This is a genomic window from Sorangium sp. So ce1335, assembly GCF_051521615.1.
GTDB lineage: Bacteria > Myxococcota_A > Polyangia > Polyangiales > Polyangiaceae > Sorangium.
In genome coordinates this window covers 10,818,459-10,832,000 of the sequence record NZ_CP150363.1, presented here as the reverse complement: position 1 = coordinate 10,832,000, position 13,542 = coordinate 10,818,459, and the positions used below count along the sequence as shown (strand labels likewise).

The window sequence follows — 13,542 nt, the reverse complement described above, 5'->3', positions numbered from 1 at the left end:
CGAGGGGCGCGCGCGGGGCGGCCTGGACGCGCCGCGCGGGTCACAGGGGGACGCAGCGGAAGCACGCGCGGATCGGCAGCGCGCCGTGCGGCGCCGCGCGGCGCTCGGTCACGCGGAAGTGGCGCGCGAGGAGGCGGCCGAACTCGTCGGGCGTCCACGTGTGCAGGTGGTAGACGTCGCCGCCCCACTGGATGCGGTCGCGGAGGAGGTAGCCGACGGGCGTGCGGCGGACGATGCCCTTGAGCCGCGCGATGAGCGGGTCGTTCGGGACCGTGATGGCGGCGACGCCGGCGGGGCGCAGGAGGCGGGCGATGGCCGCGAGGACGGCGGCGGGGTCGACCGTGTGCTCGAGGACCTCGGTGCAGATGATGCGGTCGAAGCTGGCGGCGGGGAGGTCGAGCTTGTCGACCTCGCCCTTGAGGAAGCGGGCGTCGTAGCCGGCGAGGTTCTTGCGGGCGGTGTCGAGGAAGACGTCGGAGACGTCGATCGCGGTGATGCGCGCCCGCGGGAACATCCGCAGCACGTGCCCGCCGCCCGAGCCGACCTCGGCGAGCTCGAGGCCGGCGCAGTCGCCGAGCATGTCGCGGATGATGGCGAGCCGCTCGCGCTCGATGAACCGGATCGGCAGCGGGGCGCGGTCGTAGTAGTCGTCGATCGGGTGCTCGCGGGCGAGGCGGTCGTTGAGCGCCTCCACGTCGATGTCGCCGGCCACGTTCGGCATGGCGGCCCCATAGCACGGGGGCGGCGGTGCCTCACCCGGGGCGCGGCGGCCCGGGAGGCAGGCGGCTGGCCTGCGGCTCGGGCGTGGCGCTATCCTCTGGCGAGGACTTCGGCAGATGGGCAACGCCGCAATTCGACAGGCCGCCATGACCTTCGAGGCCGCTGCGCGCCTCGATCCAGACGATGCACCGGGAGAGCTCGACGCGGGGAGGTGGGTGCCGGTGACGAAGAACACGTGGCGACACGGTGAGGTCGCCAGCAATGTCTGCCTGCTGCTCCGCCTTTATGCGCGCCAGCACCCGGGCTGGAGCGTCGCCGTGGGCGACCCAGGCACCAAGCTGGGCCATGATCCGGACATCCTGCGCGGCCCCGACGTGGCCATGGTCCGGTCGGATCGCAGGCCGCAGGGGCGCGGCGCCGACGGCTGGCTCGAAGGGGCGCCGGACGTCGCGGTCGAGATCGTCGGAGACAGCCAGTCAGCCTCCGAGCTGGCCAAGAAGGCGCTGGAGTACCTCGCGGCCGGCGCCAAGCTCGTCTGGGTGCTGGATCCAGAGCCGGGCCGGCTGATGATCTTCACGCCCCCCAACCAGATCCGCGTGCTCGGGCGCGGCGATGCGCTCGACGGCGGCGACGCCCTGCCCGGCTTCTCCTGCCGGGTGGACGAGCTGTTCGAATAGCCCGGAAGGTGCCTCCCGCGCCCGTGGCCCGTACGAGCAGGCACCCGCTGGACCTGGCGGCCGGGCGCCGCGCCGCGCCGTGCCGCCTCAGCGCGCGCCGGTCGAGCGCGGGTAGCTCCCCAGCACCTTGACCATCTCGCAGCGGGCGCGCAGCCGCTCGATCGCCTCGGCGACGCGCGGGTCGCTCCGGTGGCCCTCCAGGTCGACGAGGAACACGTAGTCCCAGTGCTTCTGCCGGCTCGGCCGCGACTCGATCCGCGTCAGGTTGATCGCCGCGTCGTCGAAGATGGCGAGCACCCGGCGGAGCGCGCCGGGCTCCTCCTGCACGGAGAAGACGAGCGACGTCTTGTCGGCGCTCGTGGGGGGCGCGTCGCCCGGGGCGATGACGATGAAGCGCGTCGCGTTCTCGGGGCGATCGTGGATGCGCTCGCGCAGCAGCGGCAGGCCGTAGAGCTCGCCCGCGCCGCGGCCCCCGATCGCCGCCGCGGCGGGGTCGCCGAGGGCCTCGTGCGCCGCGGCGGCGGCGGAGACCGTCTGCACGATCTGCGCGCCGGGCAGGTGCTTCGCGAGCCAGAGGCGGCACTGCGAGAGCGCGTGCGAGTGCCCGTGCACCCGCGCCACGCCGCTGAGCCCCTCCGCCTTGCTGAACAGGCAGTACGCGACGTCGAGCACGAGCTCCTGCCGGATCTGGAGGTCGCTCTCGATCAGCGCGTCCGCCGTCAGCGTCACCGACCCGTCCGTCGAGCTCTCGATAGGGACGACGCCGCAGGCCGCCTCGCCCGCGCGCACGGCGTCGAAGACACCCTCGATCGTGCCCGTCTCCCGGTAGCGCGCGGCCAGCCCGAACAGGTGCCGCGCCGCGACCTCGGCGAAGGCGCCCTCCGTGCCCGGGAAGGCCACCTTCATGGGCTCCTCGAGCGACAGGCAGGCGCTCATCACCTCGCGGAAGACCACCCGGATGGCGTCGCGCGGGAAGCGGCCGGCGCCCTTTGCCTGGAGCCGGGTGAGCACGCGCCGCTCCCGCTCCGGGTCGTGGAACTGCGTGGCGTTGGCGGCGCGCTTCGTGTGCGCGACGTCGAGGGCCACCTCGGCCCGCTCGGCGAGGAGCTCGAGGATCCGGTCGTCGATGCTGTCGATGCGCACACGAAGCTCGTCCAGGGTCGCCATGAGCTGCTCCACCGCGGAAGGGGCCGGCGGGCATCAAAGCGCAGGGGGCGGCCCTGCGCAAGGCTCGCCTCGGCGCGGGGAACGTCCGCGGAACGCGCGCGACGGAGGCGCGCGTCAGGGGCGAAGCGGCCTCCGTGCGGGCTCGACGCGTGGAGCGGATGGCGGAGAAAATCGCCGAGGAAGCCACGAGGAAGGAAGAACTCCTGGCGCTGGCGCGGGAGGATCGGGCGCTGGCGCGGGAGGATCGGGCGCTGGCGCGGGAGGATCGGGCGCTGGCGCGGGAGGATCGGGCGCTGGCGCGGGAGGATCGGGCGCGGGAGACGTCAGGCTTCCGGGCCGAGCACCGGGGCGGCGACGGACTCGGTGGCTGTAGCCTTGAGGCGGGAGCGTCGTTTCACGCTCGCCCTGTAGCGCGACACGAATCTGGCCGCGATCTTGGGTTGATCGCGGAAGGCATAACGGCCGCCCTCGCGGACCTCCTTGGCGAGCTCGTCGGCGGCCCAGAAGCAGCGGTTGCGGAGCTCCAGGGCGTGCGCGGCGCTCGCGTCCGAGGCCTCGTTGGCGGCGGCCTCCTCGAGCGCGTCGGCGAGCGCGACGGCGCGCTCGAGATCCTTTCGGGTGATATCGGTGACGCCGAGCGCGCTCTCGTGGTCGGACCAGAAGTCGACGAGATCGCGCAGGTCCTGGATGGTGTCCGCGAGGCCGGAGCCGTCGGCGATGCGCGAGAGCTCCGCCTGGGCGGCGGCGTCGTTGCGGCAGCTCCACCGGCCGCCGGCCACGAGCTTCGCGTCGAGCGCCTCGGCCTCGTCGCGGAGCTTGCGCTGCGCGGCCGTGAGCTTCACGGCGCCGCGCGCCTTCTGCCACGCCTTCTCCAGCGCTCCGAGCCGCCGCGCGATGCGCGCGAGGAGATCGACCTTGTCGGAGCCGATACCGATCCTCGATAGACGCGCCTGGTGCGCGCGGGCGAGGCGCGAGAGCGAGGTGAGCTCCCGCTCCGCGACGCCCACGGGCATGTCGGGGGCGGCCGCGTAGCTCGGGTCCAGCGCGAGGAGCGCGTCATCGGCGGTCGGATCGTGGGCCTGTGCGGCGGGGCGTCTCGTCCTCGGGGCTGGCGCCTTGCTGGATGGCCTGGTCCTGGATGACGTGGGTCTGGGCGTGTTCTTCACGGTGCGTTTCAGGGGCATGGGCTCCCTCCTGGTTGAGCGTAACGGGCGATGGTCGCTGATGAGGAGACGCTGTCAACAGCGCTCAGCGCGGCCAGACGTCCGAATACTGCTGCGACGATGTCCCTGCGCAGCTTCCGGCAACGTTCCGGCGATCGAACGAGATGGCAGCGCCAGTTCATTGCTCTCCTTCGTCGCGCATTGACACGATGCGTCCTGCCGTGGATACGTGGGCGCACATCAACAGACCTTGCATCGGGGATCTCGAATGCGACACGCGGGCTCGTTCTATCGTCTCGTGCTGTGTTGTGCTGTGGTGCTCTTGCTCGGGCGGGGGCACGAGGGCCTCGCGCTGGCCGGGCCTCCGGAGCCGCGGCTCTTGCCGCTGTCGCCTCCGGGCGGCGGGGTGGCGCTCTCCGCGGTTCCTTTGCGGCTGCCGAGCGACGGCGCAGGGGGCCTGTCGCTGGGCCCTCGTGTCGACGCGCCGCTCATCGAGGACGTGGGCGCGCCTCATGGCGAGATGGTGCTCCCGGACCAGGCCCGGGTGGTGGCGTTCGCGGGGGCCGAGCTGGAGATCCCCGAGGGGGCGGTGGACGAGCCGGTGCGGATCACGATTCGCCCGCTCGACCCAGGCGACGTGCGGCCGATGGGGCGCGCGATGGTCAATGTCACGCCCGGAGGGAAAGCCTACCGCTTCGGGCCGCACGGGCTCAGGTTCAAGAAGCCCGTACGCCTGACGCTGCCTTATGACGAGCACGCCATTCCGCCGGGGATGACGGCGCAGCACATCACCGGCTTCTATTTCGACGAGGCGCTCGGCGCGTGGCAGCGCGTCGAGCGGGCAGGCGAGGCCGAAAAGGGGAAGCTGGCGAGCCTCACCGATCACTTCACCGATTTCATCAACGCGACGCTGGCGATGCCGGACGCGCCGGGGGCGCGCTCGTTCGATCCGAACAGCATCAAGGGGCTCGCGCTCGGCAGCCCGCTCGCCGGGGTGACGCTGATCGCGCCGCCGGAGGCGAGCTCGAGCGGCTCGGCGCACCTCAGCCACCCGATCGAGGTCCCGCCGGGACGCAACGGCCTCCAGCCGGCGCTCGCCATCCGTTACGACAGCGAGCACCGCAACGGCTGGCTCGGCGTGGGCTGGGATCTGCGGCTGTCGCGGGTGGAGATCGACACGCGCTTCGGCGTGCCGACGTATGCCACCGGCGAGGAGCGGTACGCGCTCGACGGGAGCGAGCTCGTGCGGATCGGCGACGCGTCGAGCGAGCCGCAGGCCTACCGGCAGCGGGTGGAAGGGCGCTTCGCGCGGATCCTGCGCCACGGGACCGGACCCGACTCCTACCACTGGGAGGTCACGGACAAGGACGGGACGACGTATGTCTACGGGCGCAGCGCGAGCGCGCGGCTGGACGATCCGGACCCGGACCGTCCGCGCAACGTGTTCCGCTGGTACCTCGAAGAGGTCCGCGATCCGTTCGGCAACCAGATGTTCATCCACCATGCGCGCCGGGTCGACTCGGAGGGGCCGGCGCCGCGCATCGAGGTGCACCCCGAGCGGATCGAGTACACGGCCAACACGTCGCAGGGCGTGGGCGCGGCGTACGCCGTGGATTTCATCTCGGAGGGCGGGCGCCCGGACGTGATGCTGAGCGGCAGGCCGGGCTTTCTGGAGCAGAGCAGCGAGCGGCTCGCGCGCGTCGACGTGCGGTTCGGCCAGACCATCATCCGCAGCATCGAGCTCGAGTATACGCAGGGCGACTTCGGCAAGAGCTTGCTCCAGGCGATCGCGGTGCGCGGCAAGGGGAGCCGCAACGCCGACGGCACGCTCACGAGCCAGGAGCTCTATCGGCACACGTTCGAGTACTTCACCGCGCCGCGCACCGCTTCTGGGCAGCCCGCGGCGTTCGCGGCGGACGCCGTGACGTGGGGGCGGGCGTCATCCCGGAGAGGCCTGTCGCGCACGGAGGACTCGACCTTCGGCGGCAGCGTGTCGGTGGGGCTGTTCGGCATCGTCAGCGTGGGCGGCGGCGGTTACAGCGGCGACCAGACGACGCGCGCCAGCCTGCTCGACCTGAACGGCGACGGATTGCCCGACTTCGCCAGCGACGGCGGGGAAGCGCTGCGCAACCTGCTGCGCCTTCCCGACGAGAATCACCTCGATCCGTTCCACCTCGGCGGGCTTCACAGCGACGATCTCGGGGTCACCGACACCTCGGGGTGGAGCGTTCACGCGGGCATCAACGTGGGCGACGTGCTCAGCGCGTCGGCGGCGTACACGCGCAGCCGGGCGGAGGACGAGCGGGCCGTCGCGGATCTCAACGGCGACGGGTTCCCCGATCTCGTGTCGGTCGGGGCGCTCGGGCAGCTCCAGGTCGCGATCAACGATCGGCGCGGCGGGTTCCTGGGCGTGAGGGACTGGGGGACCGTCGACGACAGCGCGCCTTCGGGCAACCCGGAGTTCGCGCTGGCGTCGCGCGCGGACTTCCATCCGGCCGACCCGATGCTCCGGTGGATCGCGCCGTTCGAGGGGGACGTGCGCATCGAGGGTGTGCTCCAGAAGCAGGAGGCGGGGGGCGACGGGGTTCGCGTGGAGCTGGTCCGCAACGGGGAGCTGCCGCCATTGTTCAGCCACGTGTTCGGTCCGGACGAGCTCGGGCCGTGCGCGGTGGGCGCGGGCGATTGCGGGGGCGCGGCGCTCTCGGTGCACGTGCTCGCGGGCGATCGCCTCTACTTCCGGGTGAGCGCGGCGCCCGAGATCGACCCGGAGCGGCCGGTGAACACGGCGGCCGACCTGCTGTCGTGGAGCCCGTCGATCACCTACGAGGTCGGCGCGGAGCTGCTCGGGCACGCGGGGCCGGACGGCCGGCCCATCCACCGGTTCGCGTACGCCGAGGATCACCGCCTCGGAGGGCAGCCCGAGGTGCCCTGGGTCGCGTCGTCGGATGGCCTCGTGAGCATCACGGGCGATCTGGTGAAGGCGTCGACGAGCGACACGCTGCGGGTGTCGATCGCGCGGGAGAGCGAGGGCACGTTCCAGAGCGTGATGGATGAGGAGGTGGTGAGCGCGGACGCAGGGGCGCTGGCGCTCGCAGGGCGGATCCACGGCGACGCGAACGGCCTTGTCGAGGTGAAGGAGGGCGACAGGCTGTGGTTCCGGGTGAGGTCGGATGTGCCCGACGACCCGGCGCGCATCGCGTGGACGCCGACGGTCGACTACCGGACAACCTGCCGCGCCGATCGACGGACGGGGGAGCGGCGCTGCGGGCCGGTGGCGTGCGCGATCCAGCCGAACGGGCGCGCGGGCTGCAAGCTGGACAGCGACACGGACGAGGACGCGGCGCTGCCGGTGGCGCTGATCCAGCAGCAGCCGTACGTGGCCATGCCGGTGCAGCGGTGGAGGCCGGGGGCGCGCCGGGCGCCGTGGATCGCGCCGGAGACGGGGACGGCGCGGCTCGAGGGGACGCTCGTTGTGCCGGGGACCAGCACGCTCTCCCAGCCGCTGACGCTGCTGGTCCAGGGCGTACACCGGCTGCTGTACAAGCAGTCGTATTCGGCCCCGAGCAGCGTCGGGACCGCGTATTCGGTCTCCGTCGACCTGGAGGTCCAGGCCGGCGAGCCGATCTACGTGACGCTCTTCTCGGAGCAGGCGCCCGGGGGCCTCGCGGTCCTGAACGGCGCGAGCATCGATGGAGAGCCGGTCCAGGCCACCCTGCTCGTGCCCGATCCTGCGGCCAGGGCGCTCGTCGACGGGGCGCCGCAGGATCCGACCGCGGGCGGATTCCACGGCTGGTCGGTCGGCTTCATGAACGGAGACCGCGAGTTCAGCGAGGCGGACATCCTGTTTCCGACGCGCGATCCCGGGCGCGGGTTCACGCTCGCGGTGCCGCTCTCGCCGGAGGAGAGCGCGCCGGTCTGGGGCGCGGCGGCGTCGGAGGCGTTCGTGGGCGGCGATCGGGTGCTGCCGTCGGTGGTGGGGCGGCTCTCGGGGCAGCGCCAGGGGGGCAGCGTGCGCTACGCGGAGACGTGGAACGCGGAGCTCACGGCGGGCGCAGGCCCCGTGGGCGGAGGCTACAGCTTCGGCAGCACGACGACGGATCTGGAGCTCATCGATCTGAACGGCGACCGCTACCCGGACAGCGTGACGCGCGAGGGCGCGGTGCTCAACACGGGCAGCGGGTTCGGTGCGAGCACGTCGTTCTCGCTGCCGGACGCGCTGCGGCGGGTGGAGCACCGGACGGTGCGGCTGAGCGGCGACCTTGCGTCGCTCACGTTCACCGCAGGAGACGAGGAGGAGCAGACGCTCAACAAGACCGACAGCCGGGGGCGCTCGCAAGGATACCTGCGCACGAGCTTCAGCGCCGGGACCAGCTACGGGCTGTCGGCGGCGCACGTGGAGCTCATCGACATCAACGGCGATGGGCTCGTCGATCAGGTGGCGCAGAACCCCGAGAACCGGCAGATGACGGTGGCGCTGAACCTCGGCTACCGGTTCACGGCGCCGGTGCCGTGGCAGCGGGACGGGTTCAACAAGGCGAGCTTCAACGCGGGCGAGCTGAACGGTGCGCTGGGCGAGGTGCTGGGCTTCTTCACGGACGCGGCGGGCGTGGAGGCGGTGCGGCTGGAGGACACGGGCGCGCAGAGCGTCGGGTTCGGGCCGAGCGCGGGCGGCTCCAGCGGCGGGGTGAGCGCGAGCGTGGGCGCGGGGATCGGGTACACGCGCACGACGGCGCGCACGATCGTGGACTTCGCGGACGTGAACGGCGACGGGCTGCCGGACAAGGTGATGAAGGATCCGGGGGAGGCGTCCTTCCGGGTGCAGCTCAACCTCGGTGACCGGTTCGCGGCAGAGGAGGAATGGCCGGCCGGCGGCTGGGGCGTGAACATCGATCCGCCGGAGTACGCGTTCATGGGGAGCGGCGACGCGGTGGGCTTCCGGCGCTCGGAGAGCCTCGACGGCAGCGTGTCGCTCCAGGTCTGTTACTTCGTCTGCATCGGCGGGTCGGTCTACTACTCCGAGGGGACCGGCGCGTCGCACCTCGGGTTCGAGGACATCGACGGCGACGGCCTGGCCGATCACGTGCTGAAGTGGGACGGCGACAGCGCGGTGCGGGCGCGGAGGAACACGATCGGCAAGGCGAACCTCCTGTGGCGGGTGCACCGGCCGCTGGGCGGGAGCGTGGAGATCGACTACCGGCGCGAGGGCAACCTGGTGGTGCCGAGGGAGGTGCCGGCGGGCGGGCCGGTGGGCGACAGCGGCTTACCGATGGACGACGCGCGCACGGCGGCGGACGATCGCACGGCCCTGGTGGACATGCCGTCGAGCCAGTGGGTGCTGAGCGATGTGGTCGTGCGCGACGGCGTCGAGGGCGTGAGCGGCGCGCACGGGGTGCACACCTACCGGACGCACATCGAGACGTACGCGGACGGGGTGTACCACCGGGACGAGCGCGTGGACCTCGGCTACCGGCACGTCACGACGACGGCGCTCGGCGAGGACGGGGTGACCGCGATGTCGGTCGAGGAGGTCGCGTACGAGAACGAGGACTTCTACCGGCGAGGCTTCCTGGCGCGCTCGGCGCTGCGCGACGGCGAGGGGATGCTCTACACGGTGATGGAGGTGGATCACCTGCCGCCGGATCTGGCGCACATCGCGGCGAACGGGTGGTTCTTCCCGAGGGAGACGGAGCGGCGGAGCGCGTTCTACGAGGGGCTCACGGACGACCCGGAGGCGACCCACAAGAGCACGCGAGAGACGCGGCTTCATGACGACGAGGGCAACCTCACCGACGTGTTCTTCTACGGCGAGGAGGGGACGACGGCCGACGACGTGCACCACCACGTCGAGGTCGAGAAGGACGAGGCGCCGTACATCAGGAAGCCGAGGCTCGTCCGGACGACGGACACGGAAGGACGCGTGCTGCGCGAGCGCACGTCGACGTACTGGCCCACGACGGGCGCGCTCGAGACGCTCACGAACGTCATCACCGGGGGCAAGCGGCCGGATGGGTCGCTGTATGCCGGCGACGAGGCGACCTGGCACTTCGATTACGATGATCTGGGCAACCTGAAGACCTTCACCGACCCGAACAGCTACGCGCTGACCTACGGCTACGATGCGCTGACGCGCAGCTACCGCACGTGCGTTGTCGACAGCTTCGGATACCGGTCGAACAGCGTGCCCAACGTGCTGTACGGCGCGGTGGCGCAGGAGACCGATGTCAACGGACAGACGATCGCGTACGGGTACGACGACTTCGGCCGGCTGACCGGGGTCTGGGGGCCGCATGACCTCACCGAGGCACAGGCGCTCCCGGTCGACTGCACGCCGAGCAAGGTCTGGAGCGAGGACGAGCTCGACGGACAGGGCGAGCCGGCGGTCGGGTTCGAGTATGCGCTCCAGCCCGATCAGACGACGGCGGTGCCGGCGTGGGCGAGGACGAGCCACAAGGACGCGGAGCACCCGGACGATCCGATCGTGACGGTGACGTTCGCCGACGGGCTCGGGCGGGTGATCCAGACGAAGAAGGACCTGGAGCGCGACACGGGCACGGGCACCGAGGTAGGGATGACCGTGAGCGGGGCGGTCGTGTTCGACGCGCTCGGCCGGGTGGTGGAGCAGGGGCAGCCGGTGTTCAGCGCGGAGCCGGACACGACGTTCACGGCGGTGGAGCTCGTGCGGAGCACGCGGTTCGAGCACGACGTGCTGTCGCGGACGCGGCTGGTCGAGGTGCCGGACCCGAAGGCCGCGCGGACGGGCGGGTACGCGCAGACGTGGGTCGAGCGCGACGTGGTGCAGTTCGACGGGCAGCTCTTGTTCCAGGAGACGGTGATCGACGCGAACGGCAAGTCGCGCAACACCTACCGGGACGTGGGCGGGCGGATCGCGGCGGTGGAGGAGTGGAACACGATCGAGGGGGTCGAGCAGCAGATCGTGACGCGGTACGCGCACAACCCGCTGGGCGAGCTGGTGCGTGTTACGGACGCGCGGAGCAACGCGACGGAGGCGAAGTACGACACGGTCGGGCGCATGGTGGAGCTGGTGAGCCCCGACGCGGGGCGCACGGAGTGGCGCTACGACCTGGCCGGCAATCTTCGCGCGAAGCAAACGGCGGAGCTGGCGCTGCGCGGGCAGCTCATCCGGTACGAGTACGATTACAACCGGCTGAGGAAGATCGATTATCCGGTGACGCAGGACGTCGTGTATGCGTACGGCGACGCCGAGGAGGCGGGCGACGCGGAGGGCAACCGCGCGGGGAGGCTGAAGGAGGAGACGAGCGTGGCGGGGACGCGGAGCTACCGCTACGACCGGTTCGGCAACGTGGCCGAGCTTGTGGCGGAGTTCCCGCGGCTGCGTGAGCCGCACCGGGGGCCGTACCAGGCGAGGCTGAAGTACGTGTTCGACTCGCTGGGTCGGATGCAGGAGCTGCACTTCCCCGGCTCCGGGGAGGAGGTCGTGCGCTACGGGTACGACATCGGCGGACTCTTGGTGTCGGCGATCGGGGAGAACCAGCAGGTCAATCCGCAGCACCCGGACGAGCTGAGGATGACGGAGTACCTGAGGCACATCGGGTACGACGAGCACGGGCGGCGGGTGCGTGTGGTGGCGGGCAACGGGGTCGAGACGACGTACCGGTACGACCCGTCGACGCGGCGGCTGACGGACGTGGATGCCGATCACCAGACGGCGCAGATGCGGCGGATGGGTCGCGGGCCGAGGGCGTTCCAGCGGCTGCGTTACGACTACGACCTCGTGGGCAACGTGCTCGCGCTGTACAACCAGGCGCGGTTCGACGAGTCGCTGGGCGGGGCGGTGATGGTCGCGACGACCGAGCAGCGGTTCGCGTACGACGACCTGAACCAGCTCACCGGGGCGTCGGGCACCTACCAGGAGCGGGAGAACGAGCGGCAGGGGTACGCGCTGGAGATCGCGTACGACGTGCTCGGGAACGTGAAGAGGAAGGGGCAGGAGGTTGCCCGGTACGTACCGAAGTGGGACGACCGGACGGTGTGGGAGAAGCAGGACGTGATCCGGGAGCGGACGTACCGCAACGAGTACCGGTACACGGGGCCGCGGCCGCATGCGGCCAATCAGGTGGACGAGTACGTGCACGCGGAGGCGGCGCCTCGGCTGCGGGAGCTGTTCCACGACGCGAACGGCAACCACAGGGAGTGGAAGTACCGGGGGAACCTGCAGCGCACGCTGGGCTGGGACGAGGACAACCGGCTCGTGTCGGTGGTCGAGAACAACCAGGAAGTGTCCCGGGCGCTGTACGACGGCGCCGGGGAGCGACGGGTGCACCGGCACGGTGTGGCGGGCGAGGAGGAGACGGCGTACGTCGATCAGCACCTCGTCGTGCGCAACGGGGTGATCGCGACCAAGCACATCTTCGCGGGCGAGACGCGGATCGCGAGCAAGATCGACGCGGACTGGTTCCAGAGGCCGCCGGTGGCGTACTACCACCCCGACCACCTCGGGAGCACGCAGTACGTCACCGACCAGGACCAGGAGCTGAGCCAGCACGTCGAGTACCTGCCGAGCGGGGAGCTGTGGGTCGACGAGTCGGACTCACGGTTCCAGAACCGGCAGCCGTACCTGTTCAACGGCAAGGAGCTGGACCTGTCGACGGGGCTCTATCACTACGGGGCGCGGAGCTATGAGCCACGGCTCGGGGTGTGGATGAGCCCGGATCCGGTGCTGGCGGAGTATATGGCCGGCAAGCTCAACGGCGGGGTGTACCGGCCGATCAACCTGAGTCTCTACACGTACGCGTGGAACAACCCCGTCGTCTATATCGATCCGGACGGGCGCCTGACGACGCAAGCGGTCGCCGAGGCGTTTGTGAAGGGAGCGGCGGTCGTCGGGACGGCGCTCTCTGCGCCCGCCGCGGCAGCCGTGGTCGAGCCGACTCCTGTCGGAGAGCTGGTCGTGGGCGGCCTGTTCGCCGTGGGAACGGTGGGCTATGCAGTCTACACCATCGCCACTGCCGATCCCGATGAGTCCGCGCTCGGGCCTACTTGCGACGTACCGGCAGACGTATCGGTGCCTGCGACGCCTGGAACACCGCCGCCATCGGAAGCGGGTGGGGGTGGGGCGAAGGAGCCGCCGAAGCCCCCTGCGCCTGCCCAGGCGGAGCCGCCACAGAAGCCGTCGAAGAGGCAAGGCGAGGGCGCGAGCAGAGCCGCATCGAGGATCGACCCTACAAAGCCTGCAAGAGAGGTTCTACCAGGAAGCCTGAGACGCGAATTTCCCGGCCAGCACCTGGACAAGTCTCTGAACGGTATCAAGGATGCCCTGCGCACGGCGAGTGGTGCGGAGAAGAGATCTCTTCAAACCGCCAAGAAAATACTTGAGCAATCGGAGCGTCTTCTGGAGAAGACGAAGAACAAATGAGTGGTTGGTATTCGGTGTGCATGCTCTTTGAGTCGAAGGTCGATGATCAGTCTTCTGAAGAGCCGCTGTGCGAGGAGAGTATTCGGTTAATATGGGCGGCCGATATTGAGGCGGCCAAAGTGATGGCAAATTCGCTTGGGGTCGAGCTGGAGCATGAGTATTCTAATCCGGATGGCAGAATGGTTCGATGGGTATTCAAGGGGATTGTTGATTTGCAAGATTTGTGTGAGTCCGAAATTGTGAGTGGAACCGAGGTCTTCTCGAGAATGTTCAAGAAGGGCCAGCTCGACAGGTAGGTCTGCTTCGGACAGCGCGCTTTTGGCCAGCTCGCTGCTTGCGAGCAAGCCCGTAGTTCCCGCGGCTGCGGGAGCCGCACCGTGGGCCGTACGAGGCGAGGCTGAAGTACGAGTTCGATTCGCTG

Annotated in this window: 6 protein-coding genes; 3 read left to right on the top strand and 3 right to left on the bottom strand. The window is 70.5% G+C overall.

Features of this window, described 5'->3' with window-relative positions; genetic code table 11:
• Positions 1–40 precede the first annotated feature (40 nt).
• Positions 41–721, bottom strand: coding sequence for a methyltransferase domain-containing protein (locus WMF24_RS40505; RefSeq protein WP_437732816.1), 681 nt, complete (start codon positions 719–721; stop codon positions 41–43).
• Between the two features lie 115 nt (positions 722–836).
• Between WMF24_RS40505 and WMF24_RS40500 the strand changes: the two genes are divergently transcribed.
• Positions 837–1,397 carry a Uma2 family endonuclease gene (locus WMF24_RS40500; protein WP_437732815.1) on the top strand — a complete coding sequence of 187 codons (561 nt, stop codon included), beginning with the start codon at positions 837–839 and terminating at the stop codon, positions 1,395–1,397.
• An 87-nt stretch (positions 1,398–1,484) separates the two neighbouring features.
• Here WMF24_RS40500 and pheA read toward each other — a convergent pair whose 3' ends face one another.
• Both pheA and WMF24_RS40490 read right to left on the bottom strand, forming a co-directional pair.
• On the bottom strand, positions 1,485–2,564 hold the full coding sequence (gene pheA / locus WMF24_RS40495; RefSeq protein WP_437732814.1) for a prephenate dehydratase: 1,080 nt from the start codon (positions 2,562–2,564) through the stop codon (positions 1,485–1,487).
• Between the two features lie 323 nt (positions 2,565–2,887).
• A complete protein-coding gene (locus WMF24_RS40490) occupies positions 2,888–3,748 on the bottom strand; it encodes a hypothetical protein (RefSeq protein ID WP_437732813.1) in 861 nt (286 codons plus the stop codon).
• A gap of 247 nt (positions 3,749–3,995) precedes the next feature.
• Between WMF24_RS40490 and WMF24_RS40485 the strand changes: the two genes are divergently transcribed.
• Positions 3,996–13,121: a SpvB/TcaC N-terminal domain-containing protein gene (locus WMF24_RS40485; protein ID WP_437732812.1), complete on the top strand. Its 9,126-nt coding sequence runs from the start codon at positions 3,996–3,998 to the stop codon at positions 13,119–13,121.
• Positions 13,118–13,417, top strand: a complete 300-nt coding sequence (locus WMF24_RS40480; RefSeq protein WP_437732811.1) for a DUF4288 domain-containing protein — start codon at positions 13,118–13,120, stop codon at positions 13,415–13,417. Before WMF24_RS40485 ends, WMF24_RS40480 begins: the two co-directional genes overlap by 4 nt.
• Positions 13,418–13,542 lie beyond the last annotated feature (125 nt).